Below are 23,052 nucleotides of genomic sequence, written 5' to 3'. Positions count from 1 at the left end.
CGCATGCTGAACCGCCATTTCTCGATTTATCTCGTCGCCTACATCCTGCCTGCGGCGGTGGGTTTCTTCGCCGTCACGGCCTACACGCGACTGCTGACGCCGGCGGAGTACGGCGTTTATGTCGTCGGCATCAGCCTGGCCGGCATTCTAGGCGCGATCTTCTTCGCCTGGATCAAGCTGTCGGTGTCGCGCTATCAGGCGATGTCGGCCGAGGTGGATTTCCGCGGCACTGCAATGGTCGCCTTCGCGCTCACCGTTGCCGTCCTCTGCGCCACCACGCCGCTGGTTTTCCTGTTCCGCAATGATCTCAGCGTTGGGCTGCTGCTTGCCAGCATGTTCGTCGCGATCATGGCGAATGCCGTCGATGTCGGCCAGGAGTTCGAGCGCGCAAAACTGCGCCCTTACAGGTTCGCGGCGATCTCGATCGTGCGCAGCGTGTCGAGCGTCGGTTTCGGCCTGCTCGGCATCTGGCTCGGCTGGGGTGGACTGGGACTGCTCGCCGCATTCGGCCTGGGTTCGCTCGCCGGGATCATCCTGAACCTTCTCGGTGACCGCACCAGGATCGCGCGCTTTCAGCGCAGCCAGTTCGTGCAGCTCGCGCGCTACGGCCTGCCGCTGACGCTGGCCGGATTGTCGGTTGCGGTCTACTCGGCCTGCGACCGCCTCATCGTGGCTTATTTGCTCGGCAAGGACGCCGCCGGAATCTTTGGCGTCGCCGCCGATCTGCCGCGACAGTTCATGGTCATGATCGCCTCCAGCGTCGCCGCGGCGACCGTGCCGTTGGTGTTCCGGTCATTGTCGGACAAGAACATCGAGACGACGCGGGAGCGGCTGACCGAGAGCCTCGAACTTCTGCTCGTCGTAGTTGCGCCCGTCGCGGTCTGGCTCGCGCTCGCAGCCGACCAGGTCGCCGGCACGCTCGTCGGCGTCGACTTCCGCGCCGGCGTGTCGGTATTGCTGCCGACCCTGGTGCTCGCGCGCTTGTTCGGCATCGCCAATCAGTTCTATGTGCAGATCAGCTTCCAGCTTGCCGAGCGACCGTTCATGCTGGCGGCGCAGTCGTTCCTGACGCTGGTCGTCAGCGTGGCGTTGATGTTCGTGCTGGTGGCCGGCCATGGTCTCTACGGCGCGGCGCTGGCGACCCTTGCAACCGAAGCGATCGGTTTCCTCGTTGCCGTCGTGCTGATGCATCGCGCCCATCCGGTCCCGTTCGACCTCCACCGCCTCGCCGGCGTTGCGGTCTCCGCCGCGGCGATGGCGGCTGCGATCCTCGTGGCACGATCCCAGGTCAATGGCATCGGCCTCGTCCCGCTCATGCTCGTGAGCCTCGCCGGCGGGCTCGCTTATGCCGCTGCCGCGTGGTTGCTGAACATCGCAAACGTCCGGACGCTGTCGCTGCGTTTCCTGCGAACCTTCAACCGCAAGGCGCTGGGCGTTTAAGCCGCGATGCCTGACGAGGCTCGGCCTCAGCGTCTGAAGCTCTGAAAGCGCCGCCTGGCCTGGCGATGGCTCGGTTCCGACCGGAAGCGCACAGCCGCCCGGGTCTAGGGCGGAGGGCGATTTTGTTGCGTCCGTGGCCATAACTGTGCTTCTTGGGCGGCATGTCGGGAGCAGAGCAGATATGACCCAAGGAACGCCGGAAATCCGCGCATCGGCGCAGTTGCTTGCCCGCTATCGCGAGCCTGACAATACGCGGGGTGTCCTCGAACTGGCGATCACGGCGATCCCGTTCGTCGTCATCTGGGCTCTGATCTGGGTCGCTCTTGACCAGGGCTATTGGTTTGCCCTCCTGCTCGAGGTGCCCGCGGCGGGTTTGCTGGTCCGCCTCTTCATGATCCAACACGATTGCGGACACGGCTCGTTCTTCCGCGGCCGCGTTGCCAACGATTGGGTCGGCCGTGCCATCGGCGTGATGACACTGACGCCATACGGCTACTGGCGGCATAACCATGCGGGCCATCACGCGAATTCCGGCAATCTCGACCACAGGGGCTTGGGCGACATCGATACGTTGACCACGCGCGAATTTCTCGGGCGGTCGCGATGGCGCCGGACGCTGTATCGCTTGTATCGACATCCCCTCGTGATGTTTGGCGCCGGTCCCTCGTATTTGTTCATCTTGAAGCACCGATTGCCGGTCGGGATGATGCGTCGCGGCTGGAAACCCTGGCTGAGCACGATGGGCACGAACATCGCCCTCGCGGTTCTCGCCGTCACGATGATCTGGCTGGTCGGCTATGGGCCGTTGCTGCTTGTGCATCTGCCGATCGTTGTCCTGGCGGCGTCGATCGGTGTGTGGCTGTTCTACGTCCAGCACCAGTTCGAGCACACGCACTGGGCCCACGACGAGACCTGGAACTTTCACGACGCCGCGCTGCACGGCAGCTCTCACTACCAATTGCCGGGTGTCTTGCGATGGTTCACGGCAAATATCGGCGTCCACCACATCCATCATTTGTCCAGTCGAATTCCCTGCTATCGCTTGCAGGACGTATTGCGCGACCATCCGCAGTTCGCTGGTGTCGGGCGGATCACGCTGCTCCAGAGTTTGCGGACCGTGCGGCTGACCTTGTGGGACGAGGAACGGCAGCGGCTCGTCTCCTTTGGAGAGGCAGCCTTGTTTGGCAAGGCAGCCTTGTTTGAAAAGGCAGCCTTGACTCCAGTGGCTTAGCTTTACGCCGCCCCGCGCGGCCGCCGACCGGCGTGAATTCGCGCGATCGGAACGCGATGGGCGTCTAGCGGCCGTTCAACGTGGCTTCGCCGTCCGACGCCGGGCGCTGGCAGCCGTGTCACCGATCCCCGGTCATTCTGTCGCAGCGATAGACCGCCAGCTTCGGCCGCGCGGCGCCCTTCCGCCTGCGTTAACCGTCGTATATGAGATTTATCGCCGGAACGTGCCGAATGTCGCCACAGACGGAACGTAAGGCGGCGGCGATTTCTTAATTCAAAGATCGCAATCTGATCAATGACCGGCGGACTGGCATTTCGACCGAGGATGGCATGAGAAACCTGATGACAACGGCGCAATCCACCGTGGCGATGCGGCGTTGGGGGCCCCCCGGAATTGTGACCCTGGCGGCAATGCTCGCCTTTGCGGCCGTGGCTCCGGCCAATGCGGCCAAGCAGGCGCGTCAGCCGGCCGAGGCGGTGGCACCGCGCGAGGCTGGCGAACCGATCATGGCGATCGTGTCGATCAAGAGCCAGCAGGTCACCTTCTACGACGCCGAGGGCTGGATTTTTCGCGCGCCGGTGTCCACCGGCACGACGGGACGCGAGACGCCGGCCGGCGTCTTCGCCATCATCGAGAAGGACAAGGACCACCACTCGACCATGTATGACGACGCCTGGATGCCGAACATGCAGCGCATCACCTGGAACGGCATCGCGCTGCATGGCGGGCCGCTGCCCGGCTACGCCGCTTCGCATGGCTGCGTGCGGATGCCGTTCGGCTTTGCGGAGGGCCTGTTCGACAAGACCAACATCGGGATGCGGGTGATCATCTCGCCGAACGACGCGGCTCCGATCGACATCGTTCATCCCGCACTGTTCATGCCGAAGCGGGACGCCATTGCGGCGGCGCCGGGCCAAATTGGCAGGCTCTCCGGCGAGGCCGAGGAGGCCACAAGGGCGGCCGACGAGGCCAAGAAGGCCGCGACGGCGGCCGCGAAAGAGGCGGCATCGCTGCCGGCCTCGTTGCGCAAGCTGGAACAGCAGAAGACCCGCGCCGACGCCGAGCTCGCCTTCGCCGACAGGCAGCTCGCGGCCGCCAAGACCGATCAGGCCCGCGCCAAGGCCGAGGAGCTGAAGCAGAAGGCCGCCACCAAGGCCGCCGACGCGGCGACGCAGCTCGATGCCGCCAAGAGCGCCGCACAACCGAAGCGCGACGCGGTGGCTGCCACGAAAGAGGCCGCCAAGGCGGCAGCGGCCAGGAAGGCCGATGCCGTGAAGGCCGCGACCGACGCAAAGCTCGCACTCGAGCCGGTCTCGGTCTACATCAGCCGCGCGACGCAGAAGCTCTACGTGCGGCGGAACACGCACAAGCCGGCACCGGACGGCGGCGGCGAGGTGTTCGACACCAGCATCGAGGTTCCCGTCGCGATCCGCAATCCGGATCAGCCGCTCGGCACGCATATCTTCACCGCGATGGCGAAGACCGACACAGGCCTGCGCTGGAGCGTGGTCACGATCGAAGACAGCGACAACGCCAGGAACGCACTCGACCGCATCACCATCCCACAGGAGGTGCTCGATCGCATCGCGCCGACCGCGTTGCCGCGCTCCTCGATCATCATCTCGGACGAGCCGCTGAGCAGCGAGACCAACTACCGCACCGAGTTCGTCGCAGTGCTGAGCAACCAGCCCCAGGGCGGTTTCATCACGCGCAAGCCGACCGCGCCTCCGATGGCCATGGCGAGCGATGACGGCTGGGACAATGGCGGCAACGGTTTCGGCTTCTTCTTCCAGCGCGATCCGAATCCGCAGCCCGTCAATCCGCGCCGGCGCGGCCAGTATCAATATTATCAGCCGGCACAGCCGATGCAGCGGGGCTTCTGGTAGGAGCGGGCGGATCGAAGCTCGCCACTATCGCCGCGCCTCGATGACGATAGCCTGGATCTTGCCTTCGATCGGTCCGGACCCATGGCGCGTTCGGATCGCCTCGGCAACGATGTCGGTCGCAGCCTGAAGCTTGCTGGCATCGCGTGCCTCGATCTCGCTGCGCAGCGGCGTGCCCTGGCAGAGCGCGATCGCGACGTGCTCGGGCGACGGGGCCCGGCTTATTTCAGCCCGCGTTTCGATCGATATGTCACGGAAGCCTGCGCGTTCGAGGTCGGTTCTGATGACGGCCTTGTCGTGATAGCCGTGCGGCGTCCGGGCCATGAAACGAGGCGGGTCGTCGGGAAACAGCTTTTCGAGCGCGACGGTCGCTTCATGCGTCAGCACATTGTCCTCGATGCGATCCCAGACGTTGAACACGAACGTGCCATTGCCGTTGAGGACGCGCTTCACTTCCCCGTAGGCCTTCACGCGGTCCGGAAAGAACATGGCGCCGAACTGGCAGCAGACCACGTCGAAGGCTGCATCGTCGAAGGGCAGGGCCGATGCGTCGGCCTGGCGCCACGAGATGCGATCGTCGTCTGCCTGACGCTGCGCCGCGACAGCCAGCATCGGCTCGTTGAGGTCGGTCGCGACATAACGAACGCCGCGCGGCAGCGCCGCCGCCACCGCGCGCGTCACGGCGCCGGTGCCTGCCGCGATCTCGAGCAGCACGGAGGGAGACCGGGCCGCGACACGTCTTGCGATGTCGTCGGCGTAAACGGCGAAGATCATCGGCACCAGATATTCGTCGTAAAGCTTCGGGATCGAGCCGGCCAAAACCTTGTCGGTGTTGGACATGCTTGCCTCGCTGAAGTTCGGAGACGAGGCTCACGTTACCATGGATTGCCGTCTACCGCGCCAGTAGCGCGGTGAATCCGGCCGATGCCTGCATCGCCTTGCTGGCCGCCGGCGTCATCGGCTTGCGCCGACCTCGCCGATCGGCCGCGTGCCGTCCCAGTTGGCCGCCGCCTGCCGGACCTTCTCGAAGAACGGCCCCTTGGTGCCGCTGATGTCGGAGATCTCGATCACGGTGCCTGGATGGGCCTGGGTGTCGAAATAGGCAAAGCGTCCTCTGTCGCCGCCGATCTGGCCCTCGTGGCCGATCCTGTAGCCGAGCCCGAGCGCCCTGTCGTAGAGCGCCTGGTAGTCGTGGCTCCAGTAGGACATGTGCTGGAGGCCTTCGTGGCCGGACTCGAGGAATTCCCTATATAGCGAGGGCGCGTCGTTGCGCTGCTGGATCAGCTCGATCTGGAGGTCGCCGGAATTGGCCAGCGCGATGCTCATCTCGAGGGCGGAGTTTTCGCCGCGATGGCAAAACCAGTCGGTCTTGACGCGGTCCATGTAGTACCAGGGACCGACGCCCATCACCTCGATCCAGTGCTTCATCGCGGAGTGGATGTCCCGCACCACATAACCGTTCTGGCGTACCGCGCCGAAGATGCGGCTCATGCCCGCGCTCCTCTTGTCAGCTTGATCACTTCAGTTCAATGCCCGCGTCCTTGGCAACCTGCTTCCAGGCCGCGATGTCGCTGGCGTTGATGTCACGCTGCTCGTCGCCCGGCACGAATTGCGGCGTGATGCCAAGCCCCAGCAGCTTCTCCTTCACGTCGGCATCGGCGAGCGCGTCCTTCAGCGCCGCGGACAGCTTTCTTGCGATCGGTTCGGCAAGCCCCGCAGGCGCATACATCGCCCAGGACAGGCTGCGGTCGAACGGCACGCCTTGTTCCTTGTAGCTTGCGACATCCGGCAGGCTCGGCGAGCGTTCGCCGCAGGCGGCCAGCGCCTTGATCGAGCCGTCCTTCACCAGCGGCGTCGCGGTCGCCATGTCGAGTCTCGCCAGCGAGATGTGGCCGCCGAGCAGATCGCCGGCCAGTTTGGCGATGCCGTTGAACGGCACGTGGTCCATCTTGATTCCGGTCTGCTGCATCAGGATTTCCGCGCAGAACTGTCCGGTCGAGCCGACGCCCCAGCTTCCGTACTGGATCGGCTCGCCCTTCCTGGCCAGCGCGATCAGGCCCTTGATGTCGTTGGCGGCAAAATCCTTGGTCGCCACCAGCATGATCGAGGACGTGCCGATGCGCCCGATCGTGGTGAAATCCTTGATCGAATCGTAAGGCAGTTTCGGATAGATCGCCGGCGCCAGCACATGCGTGGTCATGCCGCCTACGGTGATGGTGTAGCCGTCATTCGCCGACGCCGCGACCATCTGGGTGCCGAGCGTGCCGGCAGCCCCGGTGTGGTTCTCGATATAGACGCTCTGTCCGAGCGTCTTGCCCATCTGTCGCCGAGCAGTCGTCCGATCACGTCGCCGCCGCCACCGGCCGCATAAGGCAGCAGCATCCTGATCTTGTGCGTGGGATAGGCGGCCGGATCCTCGGCCCGCGCAGGCAGCATTGCCGAAAACGTTATGACCAATGACAAAGTTGCGGCGCGCAGCAGACGAAAATGGACGAAGCGCGCCATGACCTGATCTCCCCAGATTGCTCTCCGCTTCTTTTGAGAGCGGAGTTGAAGCGCAAGACCGAACGAGCGATCGTGCCGGCGGTTGACTAGCGAACGATCGTTCGTTAGTCAAGCCCGCATGGCTCTGCACACCACCAGCGCGGCGGAAGCGGCTGCGCCCACGACCCGCGCGCGCATTCTCGCCGAGGCGCTCGATCTGTTCGCGCAGAGCGGCTATGGCGGCGCCTCGATGCGCGAGCTCGCGCGTCGCGTCGGCATTCGCGAGAGCAGCCTCTACAATCACTTCGCCGGCAAGGCCGCGATCCTCGAGGCGATCGTCAGCGAGCACGGCCCGGCCAGCTCGGCGAGCCGGCTGGAAGAGCCGCGCTACAAGCAGCTCGCGCGCCAGCCCGCCGCGTTCTGCCGCCAGTTTGCACTGGATCTCGTCGAGCAATGGTCCGATCCGCGCGAGCACCAGTTCCAGAAAGTGATCACCGCCGAGCGCAACCGCGTGCCCGGCATCCGCGCCAAATTCGCCGATCATTTCTATGCGCGCGAGCAGAGCATGATGACGGATTATTTCCGCGGCTTTGCGCTCGCCGGTCTCGTCTCGACGCCGGACCCACGCGAGACCGCGCGGCTGTTCGCGGCCGGGCTGATCTACATCCGTCTCGAGCATTACGTGATGGGCGCGGCACCGTCGCCGCGGCCGAAGGTGATCGAGGCGATCGACAGCTATCTCACCTTCTTCCTGTCGCTGATCGCGGCGGATGGCGGGACACAGGACAATAAGAAACGAAAAGCCAAGGGAGAGACTCGTGGCAAGGCTGCCCCTGATTGATCCGGAGACGACGAGCGGCGACATCCGCGCCTCGTTCGACCGCATGCCGGTCAAGCTGAATATTTTCCGCATGATGGCCCATGCCGAGGCCAACATGATCCCGGCGATGCGGCTCGGCAATTCGATCCTGCACAAGCAGAAGCTCAGTGCGGTCCATCGCGAGCTCCTGATCCTTTAGGCCGCCCAGCTCGAAGGCGGTGCCTATGAATGGCGCCAGCACGTGCCGATCGCGCTTGGTGTCGGCTGCACGCAAGCACAGATCGATGCGGTCGAGCGCGCCGATTACGATGCTGCCGGTTTGAGCGAGGCCGAGCGCGCGCTGCTGAAATTCGGCCGCGAAGTGGTCGAGCACGTTCGCGTTCCCGAGCAGATCTTCGCCGCCATGCGCGCGCATTTCAGCGACCAGGAGATCGTCGAATCCATTGTCGCGCTCGGCTTCTACATGATGATGGCGCGTGTCACCGAGGCGACCGAGACCGATCTCGACCCGGCAGCCGGCATGAAGGTCTACGACAGCGGCAAGAGATAGGCGGCGCGCATGCGTGAGAATTCCGAGACCAGGCTGGAGCGCTATGTTCGCGCGCCGAGTGCGGAATCGCTGGGCGAAGCGCCGGGCAGGGGACGCCTTGAGGGGCGTCGCATCCTGATCGTCGGCGGTGGCCAGCGTGTGTTCGACGCCGCCACCGATCCGATCGGCAACGGCCGCGCCATGAGCATTCTTTGCGCGCGCGAGGGCGCGAAGGTCGCGGTCGCCGATCTCAACCACACCTCCGCGCAGCAGACCGTCAAGCACATCACCGACGAAGGCGGCGAGGGCTTTGCCATCACGGCCGATGTCACCTCTGAATCCGACGTCCAGCGCATGATCGAGGAAGCACATCGCGCCATGGGCGGGCTCGACGGCATGGTCCTCAACATCGGCACCTTCGGCAAGGTCGGCCTCGACGCCGTCAGCCCCGAGGAGTGGAATGCGATCTACGACGTCAACGTTCGCGGTCCGATGCTGTGCTGCCGCGCGGGCCTGCCGAAATTCGGCAACGGCGGATCGATCGTCTTCATCTCCTCCATCGCCGCTCTGAAGGCCGGCTCGCAGATGGCGGTGTATGATTCCTCGAAAGCCGCGCTCGGCGGCCTCATGCGCAACATCGCCCATCTCGGATCGCGCCGCGGCATCCGCGCCAACCTCGTCTATCCCGGTCTCGTCGACACGCCGAACGGTCGCGAGGCCGGCGCCGGCCGCCCCTCGCGCGGCAAGGGTCACGTCCCGTTCGGCCGCCAGGCCACCGCCTGGGAAATCGCCCATGCCGTGCTGTTCTTCCTCTCGGACGAGAGCGTCTACGTCACCGCGCAAACGCTCGCGGTCGATAGCGGCCTGAGCGGGATGTGACGTCGATCCGTAACAGGCTGCGGCTCGACGCGACAGTTTCGCAGGGCCTGCTCATCTGATAAGCCTCAAAGGCATGAAAACCACACTGCTGAAATCCGAAGACTACGCCCGCTCGCCCTGGAAGAACGGCGGCGGCATCTTCACCGATATTGCGGATGCCCATCGCGCTGAATCCGTGAAGGATTGGGACAGCCTGCTCTGGCGCTTCGCGACCACGCCGATTGTGGCGCCGGGGCCATTCTCCCATATGCCCGGCATCGACCGCCTGCAGATGGTGGTCGGCGGACGCGGGCTGGTGCTGAAGTCGCCCACCGAGGAATTCGACGAGCGCGAGCCGTTTACGACGGTGCGCTTCACCGGCGAGCTCGAGATCGTGACCCGGCTCGAGGAAGGGCGAGTCGAGGTGGTGAATTTGATGGGCCGGCGCGGTGCGGTCGCGCTTGAGCTCGAAGCGCTTAAGGAGCCCGGTGAGCGGCGATTTTCCGCCGGCACGCATCTAATTTATGCGGCGCGCGGCGACTGCACTATCCGTCTCGAAGGCACGGATTTTTCGATTTCGCACGAAAACACCTTGAAAGTCGAGCTGACGGGGGCATCGACGCTTGCGCTCGTCTCGGGGCTGGCCGTGCTGGGCTCTATCCAGGTCGTCGGCTGAACGGCGTTCCCGCCGATCAGAGCGATGCGTACAATCCATGCAACTGGCTAGGTTGACGCCGTCGCGCCGGAGCACGATATCTGCCTTGATGCAGGCCGCCGCCCCAAGCGCGATATGGGTGGCCACGATATGAACGGGCAGATATGACCGCGCCAGAGAACAAATCCGCCACGCTGTCCGACGGCGTCGTCGACTGGTTGATCAACGGCACGCGCGACCAGCGCTTTATCGACAATATCTTTGCCGAGATGTGCATCCGGCTTCAGCAGGCCGGCATTCCGCTGGCGCGCTCAACCCTTCACGTGCTGATCCAGCACCCGCAATGGCTGGGCGCCCGCTTCATGTGGGCCGACGGCATGCGCGAGGCAGAGATTGCACGGGTCGACCATGACGTCCGCGAGCGGTCTGAATATATCGGCAGTCCCGCCAACGAAATGTTCGACGGCGCGACCGAGTTGCGCGAAAATCTCGAGCAGGACCCAGCGCTCGGCCGCAAGCACGCGCTCTACCGCGAGATGCGCGCGCAGGGCCTCACCGACTATGTGGCTTGGCCGCTCTATCATACGCTCGGCAAGCGCCATCTCGTCACCTTCGCGACCAACCGGCCCGGCGGCTTCGACGACACCCATGTCGCTGCCCTCAAGAACTTGTTGCCTGTGCTGGCGCTGGTCAGCGAGATCCGCGTTAAGAATCGATTGGCGCGAACGCTGCTCGAGACCTATGTCGGCTCCCATGCCGGCGAGCTCATCCTGGCCGGCGCCACGCGGCGCGGTACCGGTACGACGGTGCGCGCCGCGATCATGATCTGCGATCTGCGCGACTTCACCAAGATTTCCGACAATTGGCCGCGCGACGACGTCATCGATCTGCTCAACGATTATTTCGACGCGATGTCGGAGCCGATCGCGCGGCATGGCGGCGAGATCCTGAAATTCATCGGTGACGGCCTGCTCGCCATCTTTCCGCTGAGCGAGCCCAAGGCCTGCGCAAACCTGCTGCATGCCGTGACCGAAGCCAGGCAGGCCATGATCGCGTTGAACGCGCGCAACGACGGCACCGGCCGAGCGCCGCTGAACTACGGCATCGGCGTCCATGTCGGCGACGTCATGTACGGCAATATCGGATCGTCCACCCGGCTTGACTTCACCGTGATCGGTCCCGCCGTCAACATGGCCTCACGCCTCGAGGCCTTGACCAAGCAATTGGGAAAGAAAGTGTTGCTGTCACGCGACTTTGCCGAGCTGGTCGAGCGAGAGTTCGAGCTGGAGCAGGTCGGAAAATATGAGGTGCGCGGCTTCAGCGATCCGATCGAGCTTTTTGCGTTTTGAAGATGACGGAGGCCCCCGGCTAAGCAGCGGGCGATCATCGAGTCCTGTTGCCAACGCTGGATTGTGTGACTACGCTCGGTGCGACGCCGCCCAAGCGTTTCGTCCAAGCGTGTCATCGATCGGCCGCACGTTCATGCCAAAATTCCTCCGCATCGGAATCCATCAGTCGAACGTATCGGGTTACACGTCGAAGGCGTGGTGTGTCCGGCGCGTTGGCACGGCGATCCTCCTGAAATGGGGCGCCGTGGAAGTCCAGGGCGCGGGTGACGGACGAAAGGTCTACTGGACGCGTCTGCCGCAGCAGAAGACAATTCGCTGCGGCAGCGCGCAGCGTGCCCAGGATTACGCCAAGGCCGCGATCGCGCGGCGCCGCAATCATCGCTATGAACCGCTGACCGGCGCGATCGTGCTCCGGCGCCGACCGGCCGCAGGCAACACCGAGCTCAAGCGGGCGCTTGCCACGATCCTGATCGTCGATATCGTCGGCTCCACCGCAAAAGCCGCAAAGCTCGGCGATGTCCGCTGGACCAAGATCATGGGCCATTATTACGCGGCGGTCCGCAAGGAGCTGAAGAGCTCGCGCGGCAAGGAAGTCACGACGACGGGCGACGGCGTGCTGGCGACGTTCAAGACGCCGGCCGCCGGAATCAATTGCGCGACCGCGATCCAGAAGGCCGTGCGTACGCTCGGCCTCGAGCTCAGGGTCGGCCTGCATGCCGGCGAATACACCGTGAGCGGCACTGAGGCGGTCGGCCTCGCCTTCCACATCGGCACCCGCGTCGCCGCAAAGGCGCGCGCCGGCGAGGTGCTGGTGTCGAGCGCGGTGAAGGAGCTGATGGCGTCGCAGTCGGCGATCAAGCTGAAAGATCACGGCATTCACCGGCTCAGGGGCGTGCCGGAAAAATGGAGACTCTATAGAGTGGAGGGGTGAGAGTGGGTGAAGCTCTCACCGTCCTTCGTAAACGGGTGGACGCTTCTGTGCCTCGGCATCCCGCCCTTCCTGGAAGTCCCTGGTCGTGAGCAGCGCACGATATTGGTCGCCAAGTTTGGCAAGCGCGGCCTCGGGGTCTTCGAGCGCAAGGTGCGAGGACGCAATCGAGGTCTTGATGCCGAGGGGAGCGCATGCGGCGATCTTCTCGGCGATCTCGACGGCCTTCGCGCGAGCGGCGTCGCGGTTTGTTGCCACCTCCTGAACCGTTCCCATCCGGAGCGCTTCGTTCGCATCCCAATGATCGCCCGTCAGAATGAACCGCATGGCATTTCCCCAACCGGCTTCTCGTGGGAAGCGAACGGTTGAGCCGCCGCCGGGAAAGCGGCCGTGCGTGTTCTCGTCCTGGCCGAAATCCGTGTCTTCCGATGCTATGCGGATGTCCGCAACGAGGAAGATTTCGTGCGCCATATTCCAGGTATCGCCATGCACCGCGACAATCAGCGGCTTGGTGAGCGCCGGTTTGGTCCGCCCGAGAGGGTCGATGAAGCCGGGTCCCTCCATCATCGTCTTTCCCGATTGAGCAAATGCCTTGTAGGCGTCGACATCGACACCTCTGGAGAAGCGTTCGCCGTAGCCGAACAGAACCGCTGCACGCAGCGAGGGATCTCGATCGTACTGGTAGTAGGCTCTCGCCAGGCTCTCTGTCGCCTCCGGGTCCAGCCGATTGTCGATGCCAGGCCGGTTGATGCCGATCAGCACGATGTGGCCTTTGCGCTCGATGGTGATCTTCGTCCGCTCACCGTACGGAATGTCCGCCATCGGCGCGGACTCGTCAGATTGTGACATCATGGATTCTGTCTTCCCGTGCTGATGAGAGCGCTGCAGCGATGATGTGGTATCATGCAGAAGATTGCATCAGGCCCGACATGGGCGATCGTGCGTATCGGAAAACGCATCTGCGTTTTCGAAACGACGATGAACGAGGGTGTGGGCTCAAGAGCGTGCCGGAGCGGTGGCGGGGTGGGGACTGAGGCGATTGCGCGCGGGGCGGATCCACGCCCTCATCTCATCTGGACGACGATTTTCCCCCTGGCTCGTCCCTTTTCGAGATAGGCCAGCGCGTCTTTCGCCTGTTCGAACGGAAAGACCTTGTCGATCACCGGCCGGATACGCTCCGCCTTGAGAAGCTCGCCGATCTCGGCGAGTTGCCTGCCGTCCGGGTGCACGAACACGAACGAATACTCCGCGCCGATCTTGCCGGCGCGGCGAATGATCTTGCGGCTCAGCCATCCGAACAGGAACACCATGACGACGTTCATCCCGCGGTCGCGCGCGAACGCGGCGTCCGGCGGCCCGACCAGCGAGGCAATCCTGCTCCCCCGCTTCAGGATCCGAAGCGATGTCTCGACCGCATCGCCCCTGAGCGTGCCCAGCACCGCGTCGTAGTCCCGCAGCACTTCCTCGAATTGCTGGGTCTTGTAGTCGATCACCTCGTCAGCCCCGAGGCTGCGCACCAGATCGATATTTCCAGTGCTGGTCGTCGTCCCCACTTTGGCGCCGAAATATTTCGCGAGCTGGATCGCGAACGTGCCGATCCCGCCGGCGCCGGCGGGGATGAAGACTTTCTGGCCGGGTTTGAGACGTATGCGCTCCCTAAGAGCTTGCCACGATGTCAGGCCGACCATCGGGATCGAGGCCGCGTGCACGAAGTCCAGGTTCGGCGGCTTGAGCGCGGCGGCATCCTCCGGCACGGTCGCGAATTCGGCGAGAGCGCCTGTGCCGAGATCAAAGATGCTGGCGAAGACGGCGTCGCCCGGCTTGAAGCGGGTCACGCGGCTTCCGACCTCGACGACGACGCCCGCCAGGTCGCTGCCCAGCGTGGCCGGCAGTTCAAACTTCAGGATCGGCTTGAACGTTCCCTTCGGAATCATGTTGTCGATCGGGTTCAACCCCGCGGCATGAACCTGGACCAGGATTTCGTTCGGCTTCGGCGTCGGCCGCGGGATATCGGCCAACGCGATCTGGTCCGGCTTGCCGTAGCGCTTGAACACGAGGGCTCTCATTTTTTCTCTCGGTCCGAAGGTTCTTCGCACTGGCAAGATTGCGGCCCTCAGAAAGCCCGCGCGGTGCGGGCGGGCTGCAGCGCCGCCGTCGCATCCAGCCGCAAATCCTTTCGGATTCCGGCATCCACCAGGGCTGCGGGCGCGAACCGGCGCAGAAATCGCAGGCGCTTCGCAAGGCTGCCGGCCGCGTATTTGAGTTGCGGGCGCACCGCGCTCGCGGCCTTCAGCACGGCATCGCCCACGACGCCGGGCTGTTCGGCCGTCGCCATCACCTCGTTCACCCGCTTGGTCACGCCGGCGCGCGCCTCGCGATATTCGTCGAGCGTGGCGTCGGGCTCCATGAAGTTCGCGTCGAACGGCGTCTTGGTGTAGGCGGGCTCGACTACGGAGACCCGGATGCCCCGCGTGCGCAGTTCATGGTCGAGCGATTCCGAATAGCCTGCCACGGCGTGCTTGGTCGCGGCATAGAGCGCGCCGTAAGGCATCGGCAGAAAGCCGAGCACTGAGCCGATGTTGATGATGCGGCCGCTTCCAAGGCGCCGCATGTGCGGCACGACGGCGCGCGTCATCCGGATCAGGCCGAAGAAGTTCGTCTCGAAAATCGCGCGCGCCTGCTCCATCGAGCTCTCTTCCGCGCCGGCAGGGGCAACGCCGAAGCCGGCGTTGTTGACGAGCAGGTCGATGCGGCCCTCGCGCCGGATCACTTCGCCGACGGCGGCTTCCACCGATGCATCGCTGGTGACGTCGAGAGCCAGCATCTCGAACGCCTGCTTGCCCGCCTGCGCGCCCCGCCTGCTGGTGCCGAACACCTTGTAGCCGGCGTTCGCGAGTCGCTCCGCCGTCGCCTGGCCGATGCCTGAGGAGGCGCCGGTCACCAGCGCGATCTTCGGTGTAATCCTGTTCATAATGCCTCTCCGACGCCACTTCCGGGCCTGAAATCGTTTGATTACGATCGTAACTATTGATATACATGACGATCGTAATTATAAAAGTCAAGCCCCGCCTCTAAGGATCGGTCGCATGCGCGTCTCAAAGGAACAGGCCGCCAAAAATCGCGAGCATATTCTCGAGACTGCCTCGCGCCTGCTGCGGGAGCGCGGCATCGCCGGCGTCGGTGTCGACGCACTCGCCGAGGCGGCCGGGATGACGCACGGCAGCCTCTACAGCCAGTTCGGCTCCAAGGAGCGGCTGGTCGAGGAAGCCGTGGCCCATGCGATCGACACCAAGGGTCAGGAATTCCCCGAGGCCTTCGAGCTCGAGGACTATGTTTCGCACTATCTCTCGCCGGGGCATCGCGACGATCCCGCCGCCGGCTGCCCCTTCGCTGCGCTCGCCTGTGAGGTGTCACGTCAAAGCGGCGGCCTGAGGCAGCGCTTCACCGCCGGCGTGCGCGGCGTGATCGGTTTGCTGAGCAGCCGGATGGCCTCCACGCTGAAGCCACGCCAGCGCGAGGACAAGGCGCTCGCCGCCGCCGCCTCCATGGTGGGAGCCCTCGTGCTTGCCCGCGCCGTGGACGATCCCAAGCTGTCGGACGATATTCTTCGCGCGACGAGGAATTCGCTGGCGGGGTGAGGCCGCGTCCCGGCGGGGCGCCGAAAGTCCGGAACAAAATTCCGGTGACGACGTTCGACGTCGCGGACAGCCAAAAGCGATGGCTGCCGATCTTCGACATCGACATACTTTCGAACGCGCATGGATGACTACAGCGATCTGGTGCTCGGCATGTTGGCCCTGGCCGTCGCTGCCCTCCTGTTGGTGGCGGGCGAGCTCTATCTCGTGACCCGGCCAGAGCCGCCGCAAACTCACGCGCCGGCCCCACCGGTCGTTACATCGTCGGCCGAAACCATTTTTTGTCATGTCGATTTTGGAGCGTAAGCAGACCAACTCGAAGAGGTGGGCAATGGGAAGCACTGCAACTGTTCCGATGCTGTCGTCTGAGGGCGGATTGACACATTACCTGGCGGAAATTCGCAAGTTTCCGATGCTGCGGCCCGATCAGGAAATCGCCTACGCCAAGCGATGGCGCGAGCACGGCGACCGCGAGGCAGCCTATCATCTCGTCACAAGCCATCTGCGGCTCGTTGCCAGGATTGCGATGGGATATCGCGGCTACGGCCTGCCGGTTGCGGACATCATTTCCGAAGGAAACGTCGGCCTGATGCACGCCGTCAAGCGTTTTGAGCCGGAGCGGGGCTTTCGGCTCGCGACCTACGCGATGTGGTGGATCAAGGCGTCGATCCAGGAATACATCCTGCGGTCCTGGTCGCTGGTCAAGATTGCCAACAGCGGGGCGCAGAAGAAGCTGTTCTTCAAGCTTCGCCGGACCAAGGCGGAAATTTCCGCCCTGGAGGATGGTGATCTCCGTCCCGAGCACGCCAGCCGGATCGCGCGGCGGCTCGGCGTGCAGGAGAACGACGTCATCGAGATGAACCGGCGCCTCGGCGGCGACCTGTCGCTCAATGCCTTGGTGCGCGACGCCGACGGCAGGGAAGTCCAGGACTGGCTCGTCGACCCCGCGTCCAGTCCTGAAGCCGAATACGCCGAGCGGGAAGAAACCAGACGGAGGCGTGAAGCCCTCGCCGGCGCCATGGACGTCCTCAAGCCGCGCGAGCGCGACATTCTCGAGGCGCGCTGGCTCTCCGAGCCGCCGCTGAGACTTGAGCAGCTCGCGGCACGGTATGGCGTTTCACGCGAGCGGGTGCGGCAGATCGAAATGCGCGCGTTCGAAAAGGTTCGGGCTGCTATCGCCGGACGCCTGGCAGCCGGCTCTTGAAACCAAATCGGCGCCTCCTAATTCTTTTGGCAGCCGCATGCGAGTGCGGTGCCGGACGCCAAAGCAGGGTCCGGCAAGGCCATCGGGGCTCGCCCCGGTGATGCTCTTAATCCATGTTGCTCACAGGAGGATGTGGTTATGAGAACCGACGATATGTCTCCCCTCTGGCGTTCGACCATCGGTTTCGACCGCCGTTCCGCCGCGTCGCATCGCGATCGATGCTGCCGGCAATGCCGACCCGAAATCGAGCACAAGCAGGCGGCCTGACGAGTTGATCGTCCGGGCTTTGCAGCGCGTGCGTGGCCCTCGCCGCGCGCCGAGCTGCGCCAATCGACAATCAAGACAGGAGATAAGGAGAAACGACAATGGCACTACGCGATCTCATTCCGTGGAACAACGGCTCACGCAACATGGCCGTTCAACGCGGCGAAGCCGGCAACCCGCTGCTTGCGCTTCATCGTGAGATGAACCGGCTGTTCGACGACGCCTTCCGCAGCTTTGATCTCAGTCCGTTCGGCTCCTCGACCGCAATGGGCTGGCCGAACGTCGAACTCGACGAGAGCGACAAGGAAGTCAAGGTCGTCGCCGAGCTTCCCGGTCTCGAACAGAAGGACGTCAACGTCGAGCTTGCAAACGGCGTGCTGACGATCAGCGGCGAGAAGAAGAGCGAAACGGAAGACAAGGAGCGTCTCTTCAGCGAGCGTTACTATGGCCGTTTCGAGCGGCGCATTCCGGTCGATGACGTCGACCAGGACAATGTCGCGGCTTCCTTCAACAACGGCGTTCTCACCGTCACCCTGCCGAAGTCACCGGCGGCACAACAGAAGGTGAGGCGCATCGCGATCAAAGGCAAGTAAGCACCATGTGTAAGCATGGCCGTGGGCGGGAGCCGCCGCTCCCGCCCGCGTCCGGCCGGCGGCCGCATTTGCGTCCGTCGGCTCGCTGCAAAATTTTCCGGAACGCTCGGAAACTTCAATTCCGGTCTGGCGTTTTGCGGTCGGTTTCCAAGTTCTGGGAGTCGCACATGAAGAAACTTGCTTTAGTCCTGACGATGATCTCGGCCCTGTTCGTGGCGGCGGCCTCGCCGGCGGAAGCCCATGGCTGGCGCGGCGGCTGGCACGGCCATTGGGGCGGTCCCGGCATCGGCTTCGGTCTTGTTGCCGGTGCGCTTGCGGCGGGGCTGGCGGCCGATGCCTATTATGGCCCGCGCTTCTATGGCCCGCCCTACGGCTATTATGGACCGCGCGTCGTGCGGCGGGCCTATTATGTGCCTTACGCCTACGCTCCACCGCCCTATTGGGATCCCTGGTGGTGACGAGACAAGGCCCGGACCATCATCCGGGCCTTTTGCGTGAGGGTCATCCACTGGATGCGCGTCGCGCCGCGTCTATTTGCGGTTCGCTCCCGTCGAGCCTGAGCCCGGCATGGCCTGCTGACCGCCCTGGGTTTGCCTGGTGTCGTTGTCGCCTGGCCGGGTCGTGGAGGACTTGGCCGGTGCGTTCGCGCCGCCGCCATTGTTGTCCGATGACGTGTTGAGGCCGGAGGCTCCCGCTCCCGTCGTGCCGCCGGTGCCTGAGGAGTCGATGCTCGACCCGGTCCTGGACGCACCCGCGCCGCCTTGCGCGAATGCGGAAGAGGGGAATGCGAGAGCCGCAACGAGCCCTGCGAGAACCAGCTTTTTCATGTCCGCTCCTGTGCTTGACGTCGTCACATGCCGTGCCGAGGCAAAGATCTCGGCACGCACCTGTTCCTGGGCGGGAGCGGAAATCCCGCGACAGCGACGATGAGTCATCCCGAGCTCATCGCACGCGGGGCGATCCGTTCCTGCGCCTGCGGCGTCAACTCGTAGCGATCGCCGGCTTTCACCAGCCAGCCCGCCTCGATCATGCGTCGCGTCATGCCTGCGCTGCACAGCGGGTGGCTGCCGCCGGGATGAAACAGCGCGCCCTCGCGTTCGATCAGGTAGCCGTAGAGCCGCGCCTGTCGAAGCGGGTTTTGCATCCCTGGTGTGGGCGCCTCCATGGTCTCTCGCGCAGTCCTCCAAGACGGCCTGAGATGCCGGGCCGATCCCCCGTCAGGCGGCCCCGGCCTGTGGCCCGGGGGCGGGGCTTCGAGCCGAGGCCGCCATTGCCGGAATCGCAAGGACCCGGCGCGGCCCAATACGCAACGGCCCCAGGTCGTTCCAACGACGTCGTTCCTGCGAGCTCGGTCCTACAAACTATCCGTTGCTCTTTCCGGATGGGTGTCGGCAAGGCGAATTGCCTAGGCCGACCAACGATCCTGCTCTTCCTGGTGAGCATGCTCGTTCAGCCGTTCGGCGATCTGATCCGCGATCTTCTCCGACTCGGCCGAGGCCACCGGCTCGCCCTTGTGGGTCCTGAGCTTGTCCTTGTCGGCTTCGATGGGAAAATCGTCGGGCTTCAGTCCGGCATCCTTGGTCATGGCGCGCCTCATTGTGTCTCGCATCCGGAAAACACGGGCGAGGGCCGTTCGTTGCTGGAACAATGAAGCCGCGATCGAAAGCCACAGCCGGGCTCAAGCGCCGCGCGGCCCGCGCTTTGCTCAGGCCCCGCCGACGGCCCGGATCACGGTCCCGCTGCCGCCGCACGTCGCGCAGGGCGCGCCGTCGATCCGCCCCTTGCCATGGCAATCCGGACACACATCTTCGCCGGTGCCCATCGTCCCCGGTGCGGCTTCATCCCCGGGGTTGAGCGCCGCCGAACCCGTCGGCGGTGTCCCGGTCTTTACGCCCTCCGTGTCGGTCTTGGTCATCTGCACCTCCCTCGAAAAGACCGCAACGCGTCTTGCCGCAGGAAGTGCCAATCGTGATGTCAGATGCGGTGCACGTCAGTCGCGAGCCTGCGCAACCGGGGAAAGTACGCCGTCCGCATTGGAGGCCATCACCTCATCATCACCGCACGCCCGTGCCTTTGCAGCGCTGGCACTTCACCACCTTGTCGCCCTTCTTGAGCAGGCCTTTGCCTTCGCAGTTCTTGCATTTCTGCTTCTTCTTGATGTTCGGGCCTTTTTCATTGGTCATGGACGGCTCCTGCCGCGAAAGAGCGGTTGATTGAGCATTGTATGGGCGGGTTCTCGGCGAGAACACGCAGCGTTTCTGGTGGGGCAGCCCAGCGGAACAGCCGAACGGTGCCAGATAAGCCCTACGCTCATGTCGGCTTCGGCACCACCCGAACAACGATGGCGCGTGATCGCGCCGATTGTTCGTCGCCACACGGCTCCCCGGCCTCGGAACGTTCACCGCCTAAACGCATTTAGGTGGTGTCAGATGATGGAGGCCTTGAATGGCGAGCGGGCTCACGCACCGGCGCTTGGCGTTGAACGGGATGTCGATCTTCTATCGCGAAGCGGGACGCGCCGGCGCGCCGGTCCTGCTGCTGCCGCACGGCTATCCCTGTTCCTCCTTCCAGTTCCGCCGGTTGATGCCGGCGCTCGCCGACCAATGGCGGACGATCGCGTTCGACTGGCCGGGCTTTGGCTACAGCGACACGCCCGACCCGTCGGAATTCGCCTATGACTTCGATGCCTATGCAGACGTGCTGGCCCGCTTCGCCGATGCGCTCGGCCTGCGACGATACGCCTTGTGGCTCCACGATTACGGCTCGCAGATTGGGCTAAGGCACGCGATCGCTCACCCCGAGCGGATCGCCGCGCTCATCATCCAGAACGGCGATATCTATGAGGATGTGCTGGGCCCGAAATACGCGACCATCAAGGCCTGGTGGGCCGACAAGACGCCGGCGAGGCACCGGCCGCTCGAGGAGGCCGTGAGCGAGGATGGCTTCCGTGCGGAGTTCGTTGGCGAAGTGGCGGGCGACGTCGCTGCCCGGGTGCCGCCCGACCTCTGGAAGCTTCATTGGCCACTCATGGACACGCCAGTGCGCCGACAGGTCTGCGTCGGGCTGATGGAGAAGCTGGAGGAGAATCTCGGCTGGTTCGCGCGCTATCAGGCGTATCTGCGCGAGCACCGTCCTCCAACGCTCGTGGTGTGGGGCCCCGAAGACGGATACATGCCGGCCGAGTCCGCCCGCGCCTATCGCCGCGACTTGCCTGATGTCGATCTGCACCTGCTCGACGGCGCCGGACACTGGCTGCTCGAGACGCATTTCGATGAGGCGCTGCCCCCGGTCCGCGCCTTCCTTGCGCGTGTCCATGCCTGATCGTCCCACGGCGCGGCCTTCGCCGCGCTGGTGTCCCTTCGCCGCCTAAAGGAGGAAGCAAGCATGCCAACCAATCCTTCCATCGCACGAATCTGGCGTGGTCGTACCCGGCGGGACATCGCCGACAGCTACGAGCAATATCTTCGCGCTGAAGGCATTCCGCCGCTCGAGAAGACGGCGCTCGGCGTCCAGCTGCTGCGCGAGGACCTTGACGAGGAGACATGGTTCACGACCATCTCTTACTGGTCCGACATGCAGGCAATGACTGCCTTCACCAAGGGCGAGCCGACCAAGGTGCATCACCTCGACCGCGATCCCGAACTCCTGATCGAACTCCCTCAAAGGGTGGAAATCCACCGCGTTCTGGTCGATCGGTACGGCATGCGCTGAGCACGACGGTGCGCAACTTTGTCCTGTTCGCCGCAATGTCGTTGATCTGGGGGCTGACCTGGGCCGCCATCAAGGTCGGGCTCGGCGATCTGCCCCCGCTGCTGCTCGCCGCCGCGCGATACCTGCTGGCGGCCGCACTGCTGGCCATCGGAGTGCGTGGCGCCGGCGCCGCATTCGCCGAAGGCCGCGCACGGCCAACGATCGTTTCAGCTCTGCTGGTCAACACCGGCACCTACGGCTTGCTGTTCTGGGGGATGCAGCACGTGCCATCAGGGCTGTCGGGGCTGGTCAACCTTACCCTGATTCCGGTCCTGCTGTTTGCCCTCGCCGCGTTGACCGGCGAGGAGAGGCCGACCTGGCATCATGCCGTCGTGCTCGCGATCGGTTGTGTCGGTGTCATCGGGCTGTTCTGGGCGCGGCTCGGGGCCGGGTCCGATGCGAGCGGCCTTGGGCTCGCGGCGATCGTCGCCGCGACCGTGAGCTATTGCGTCGGCAGCGTGGTCGCGCGTCCGTTGGTTGGTCCGGTGAAGCCCCTGGCGCTGACGATGGTGCAGGCGGCGATCGGCGGCGCCGCCCTGCTCGTCCTTTCGCTGGTGCTGGAACCCGTATCGAGAGACACGCTCGACGCTTTCCTCACTCCGGCGGCAATCGGCAGCCTGTTGTTCCTGTTGCTGCTCGGAACGATCGTGGCTTATACGATCTATCTCGTGCTGCTGCGTGAATGGGGTACGATGCGCGCAGGTCTGTATGCCTTTGTCTCTCCGATCATCGCGCTTGGCACCGGTGCGTGGTTGTTCGGCGAGGCGATCGGCTGGCTCGAGATCGGCGGCGCTGCCCTCATGCTGGTGGCCGCCGCGATGGCGCTGCTCCGGCCTTGGGAAGAACGTCCGACGTGAAGCGTTTGCGCAGCATCGCCGATCGACCGCCGCCGCTTCACCGCGTATCGGGGAATCTGGCGCTCGATTTCGCCAACACGATCAGCTGGCGCGGCACGGACCAAGAGGCCGATCACTTGCGCGACGCCGAGGGAATGCTGGCCTGGGCAAGGGATGCTGGACTGGTGGGCGTCGATTTTTCGCCTAATGCAAGGCAGCGGGCGTCGCTGGTCTGCGATGGCCGGCGCCTGCGCAACGCGATCGACCAGGTAGGCGCTGCGATCGCGGACGGCGATGAACCGCCGGCGCTGGGCATGGCGGTGATCCACGATGTTGCGGCCCGTACCTTCACGGCCGCATTGCTGACCGGTTCGCCGGCCACCATCGAATTCACGCACGGGGACCGAATCCTTGGTCCGCTTGCCTGGGCTGCGGTCGACCTGCTGCGCGGCGACGAACTCGACCGATTGAAACGATGTCCACAGCACGACTGCCACTGGCTGTTCATCGATCGCACCAAGAACAGATCCCGTCGCTGGTGCGAAATGGCCACCTGCGGAAACCGCGCAAAGATGCAATCGCGCCGGTAAGCC

28 protein-coding genes and 1 pseudogene are annotated in these 23,052 nt (G+C 64.5%); 18 read left to right on the top strand and 11 right to left on the bottom strand.

From position 1 onward, the window contains the following. Positions 1–3: 3 nt before the first annotated feature. From IVA93_RS29955 to IVA93_RS29945, 3 genes are all read left to right on the top strand, one after another. The gene (locus IVA93_RS29955; protein WP_018455678.1) at positions 4–1,440 is read left to right on the top strand and encodes a lipopolysaccharide biosynthesis protein; all 1,437 of its coding nucleotides are present in this window, start codon (positions 4–6) and stop codon (positions 1,438–1,440) included. Positions 1,441–1,621: 181 nt separating this feature from the next. Then, on the top strand, positions 1,622–2,671 hold the full coding sequence (locus IVA93_RS29950) for a fatty acid desaturase (protein ID WP_018455677.1): 1,050 nt from the start codon (positions 1,622–1,624) through the stop codon (positions 2,669–2,671). 329 nt (positions 2,672–3,000) lie between these two features. Then, the gene (locus IVA93_RS29945; protein ID WP_026233000.1) at positions 3,001–4,557 is read left to right on the top strand and encodes a L,D-transpeptidase; all 1,557 of its coding nucleotides are present in this window, start codon (positions 3,001–3,003) and stop codon (positions 4,555–4,557) included. A 24-nt stretch (positions 4,558–4,581) separates the two neighbouring features. Here the strand turns inward: IVA93_RS29945 and IVA93_RS29940 are convergent, their stop codons facing one another. The 3 genes from IVA93_RS29940 to IVA93_RS29930 all read right to left on the bottom strand — a co-directional run bounded on the left by IVA93_RS29940 (position 4,582) and on the right by IVA93_RS29930 (position 6,874). Continuing rightward, positions 4,582–5,394: a class I SAM-dependent methyltransferase gene (locus tag IVA93_RS29940; RefSeq protein ID WP_247542356.1), complete on the bottom strand. Its 813-nt coding sequence runs from the start codon at positions 5,392–5,394 to the stop codon at positions 4,582–4,584. A 114-nt stretch (positions 5,395–5,508) separates the two neighbouring features. Continuing rightward, on the bottom strand, positions 5,509–6,045 hold the full coding sequence (locus IVA93_RS29935) for a VOC family protein (protein ID WP_247542354.1): 537 nt from the start codon (positions 6,043–6,045) through the stop codon (positions 5,509–5,511). A gap of 25 nt (positions 6,046–6,070) precedes the next feature. Next, positions 6,071–6,874, bottom strand: coding sequence for a Bug family tripartite tricarboxylate transporter substrate binding protein (locus IVA93_RS29930; protein WP_247371395.1), 804 nt, complete (start codon positions 6,872–6,874; stop codon positions 6,071–6,073). A 303-nt stretch (positions 6,875–7,177) separates the two neighbouring features. Between IVA93_RS29930 and IVA93_RS29925 the strand changes: the two genes are divergently transcribed. The 6 genes and pseudogenes from IVA93_RS29925 to IVA93_RS29900 all read left to right on the top strand — a co-directional run bounded on the left by IVA93_RS29925 (position 7,178) and on the right by IVA93_RS29900 (position 12,180). Beyond that, on the top strand, positions 7,178–7,879 hold the full coding sequence (locus IVA93_RS29925; RefSeq protein WP_247789300.1) for a TetR/AcrR family transcriptional regulator: 702 nt from the start codon (positions 7,178–7,180) through the stop codon (positions 7,877–7,879). After that, a pseudogene (locus IVA93_RS29920) lies at positions 7,857–8,408 on the top strand (carboxymuconolactone decarboxylase family protein). Before IVA93_RS29925 ends, IVA93_RS29920 begins: the two are co-directional and overlap by 23 nt. A gap of 9 nt (positions 8,409–8,417) precedes the next feature. Continuing rightward, positions 8,418–9,266: an SDR family NAD(P)-dependent oxidoreductase gene (locus IVA93_RS29915; protein WP_247789299.1), complete on the top strand. Its 849-nt coding sequence runs from the start codon at positions 8,418–8,420 to the stop codon at positions 9,264–9,266. A gap of 73 nt (positions 9,267–9,339) precedes the next feature. Next, entirely contained in the window at positions 9,340–9,921 is a 582-nt protein-coding gene (locus IVA93_RS29910) for a HutD/Ves family protein (RefSeq protein ID WP_247363737.1), read from the top strand. Positions 9,922–10,064: 143 nt separating this feature from the next. Then, on the top strand, positions 10,065–11,249 hold the full coding sequence (locus tag IVA93_RS29905; RefSeq protein WP_018455668.1) for an adenylate/guanylate cyclase domain-containing protein: 1,185 nt from the start codon (positions 10,065–10,067) through the stop codon (positions 11,247–11,249). A 133-nt stretch (positions 11,250–11,382) separates the two neighbouring features. Then, on the top strand, positions 11,383–12,180 hold the full coding sequence (locus IVA93_RS29900; RefSeq protein ID WP_026232999.1) for an adenylate/guanylate cyclase domain-containing protein: 798 nt from the start codon (positions 11,383–11,385) through the stop codon (positions 12,178–12,180). A 15-nt stretch (positions 12,181–12,195) separates the two neighbouring features. On the opposite strand, the gene IVA93_RS29895 is transcribed toward IVA93_RS29900, so the two are convergent. The 3 genes from IVA93_RS29895 to IVA93_RS29885 all read right to left on the bottom strand — a co-directional run bounded on the left by IVA93_RS29895 (position 12,196) and on the right by IVA93_RS29885 (position 15,148). Further along, positions 12,196–13,029, bottom strand: a complete 834-nt coding sequence (locus tag IVA93_RS29895) for an enoyl-CoA hydratase-related protein (protein ID WP_247363735.1) — start codon at positions 13,027–13,029, stop codon at positions 12,196–12,198. Between the two features lie 212 nt (positions 13,030–13,241). After that, complete coding sequence (locus tag IVA93_RS29890; RefSeq protein ID WP_018455665.1) at positions 13,242–14,243, bottom strand: NADP-dependent oxidoreductase; 1,002 nt, start codon at positions 14,241–14,243, stop codon at positions 13,242–13,244. A 47-nt stretch (positions 14,244–14,290) separates the two neighbouring features. Continuing rightward, entirely contained in the window at positions 14,291–15,148 is an 858-nt protein-coding gene (locus tag IVA93_RS29885) for an oxidoreductase (protein WP_018455664.1), read from the bottom strand. A 115-nt stretch (positions 15,149–15,263) separates the two neighbouring features. Between IVA93_RS29885 and IVA93_RS29880 the strand changes: the two genes are divergently transcribed. From IVA93_RS29880 to IVA93_RS29860, 5 genes are all read left to right on the top strand, one after another. After that, positions 15,264–15,815: a TetR/AcrR family transcriptional regulator gene (locus IVA93_RS29880; protein ID WP_247789298.1), complete on the top strand. Its 552-nt coding sequence runs from the start codon at positions 15,264–15,266 to the stop codon at positions 15,813–15,815. Between the two features lie 120 nt (positions 15,816–15,935). Beyond that, entirely contained in the window at positions 15,936–16,118 is a 183-nt protein-coding gene (locus IVA93_RS29875) for a hypothetical protein (protein ID WP_018455661.1), read from the top strand. A gap of 25 nt (positions 16,119–16,143) precedes the next feature. Next, entirely contained in the window at positions 16,144–17,016 is an 873-nt protein-coding gene (gene rpoH, locus IVA93_RS29870; RefSeq protein WP_026232998.1) for an RNA polymerase sigma factor RpoH, read from the top strand. A 365-nt stretch (positions 17,017–17,381) separates the two neighbouring features. Continuing rightward, the gene (locus IVA93_RS29865; protein WP_018455659.1) at positions 17,382–17,873 is read left to right on the top strand and encodes an Hsp20/alpha crystallin family protein; all 492 of its coding nucleotides are present in this window, start codon (positions 17,382–17,384) and stop codon (positions 17,871–17,873) included. A gap of 167 nt (positions 17,874–18,040) precedes the next feature. Continuing rightward, the gene (locus IVA93_RS29860; RefSeq protein WP_018455658.1) at positions 18,041–18,331 is read left to right on the top strand and encodes a hypothetical protein; all 291 of its coding nucleotides are present in this window, start codon (positions 18,041–18,043) and stop codon (positions 18,329–18,331) included. Positions 18,332–18,403: 72 nt separating this feature from the next. Here the strand turns inward: IVA93_RS29860 and IVA93_RS29855 are convergent, their stop codons facing one another. The 5 genes from IVA93_RS29855 to IVA93_RS40815 form a co-directional block, all read right to left on the bottom strand. Further along, positions 18,404–18,700: a hypothetical protein gene (locus IVA93_RS29855; RefSeq protein ID WP_026232997.1), complete on the bottom strand. Its 297-nt coding sequence runs from the start codon at positions 18,698–18,700 to the stop codon at positions 18,404–18,406. Positions 18,701–18,804: 104 nt separating this feature from the next. Then, positions 18,805–19,017: a hypothetical protein gene (locus IVA93_RS29850; RefSeq protein WP_018455656.1), complete on the bottom strand. Its 213-nt coding sequence runs from the start codon at positions 19,015–19,017 to the stop codon at positions 18,805–18,807. A gap of 261 nt (positions 19,018–19,278) precedes the next feature. Further along, positions 19,279–19,458 (bottom strand): hypothetical protein, encoded by a 180-nt coding sequence (locus IVA93_RS29845; RefSeq protein WP_018455655.1) that lies wholly within the window; start codon positions 19,456–19,458, stop codon positions 19,279–19,281. Between the two features lie 120 nt (positions 19,459–19,578). Next, the gene (locus tag IVA93_RS29840; protein ID WP_018455654.1) at positions 19,579–19,788 is read right to left on the bottom strand and encodes a hypothetical protein; all 210 of its coding nucleotides are present in this window, start codon (positions 19,786–19,788) and stop codon (positions 19,579–19,581) included. A 139-nt stretch (positions 19,789–19,927) separates the two neighbouring features. Continuing rightward, on the bottom strand, positions 19,928–20,056 hold the full coding sequence (locus IVA93_RS40815) for a hypothetical protein (RefSeq protein ID WP_018455653.1): 129 nt from the start codon (positions 20,054–20,056) through the stop codon (positions 19,928–19,930). Positions 20,057–20,318: 262 nt separating this feature from the next. On the opposite strand from IVA93_RS40815, the gene IVA93_RS29835 reads away from it, so the two are divergent. From IVA93_RS29835 to IVA93_RS29820, 4 genes are all read left to right on the top strand, one after another. After that, entirely contained in the window at positions 20,319–21,194 is an 876-nt protein-coding gene (locus IVA93_RS29835; RefSeq protein WP_018455652.1) for an alpha/beta fold hydrolase, read from the top strand. Positions 21,195–21,257: 63 nt separating this feature from the next. Next, on the top strand, positions 21,258–21,584 hold the full coding sequence (locus IVA93_RS29830; RefSeq protein ID WP_018455651.1) for an antibiotic biosynthesis monooxygenase family protein: 327 nt from the start codon (positions 21,258–21,260) through the stop codon (positions 21,582–21,584). Between the two features lie 8 nt (positions 21,585–21,592). Further along, positions 21,593–22,480 carry an EamA family transporter gene (locus IVA93_RS29825; RefSeq protein ID WP_018455650.1) on the top strand — a complete coding sequence of 296 codons (888 nt, stop codon included), beginning with the start codon at positions 21,593–21,595 and terminating at the stop codon, positions 22,478–22,480. Beyond that, positions 22,477–23,049 (top strand): CGNR zinc finger domain-containing protein, encoded by a 573-nt coding sequence (locus tag IVA93_RS29820; protein ID WP_247542350.1) that lies wholly within the window; start codon positions 22,477–22,479, stop codon positions 23,047–23,049. The genes IVA93_RS29825 and IVA93_RS29820 overlap by 4 nt, the downstream gene beginning before the upstream one ends. Positions 23,050–23,052 lie beyond the last annotated feature (3 nt).

Source organism: Bradyrhizobium sp. 155, assembly GCF_023101105.1.
Classification (GTDB): domain Bacteria; phylum Pseudomonadota; class Alphaproteobacteria; order Rhizobiales; family Xanthobacteraceae; genus Bradyrhizobium; species Bradyrhizobium canariense_D.
The sequence above is the reverse complement of the archived record's forward strand: the minus strand, read 5'-3'. Positions and strand labels throughout refer to the sequence as shown.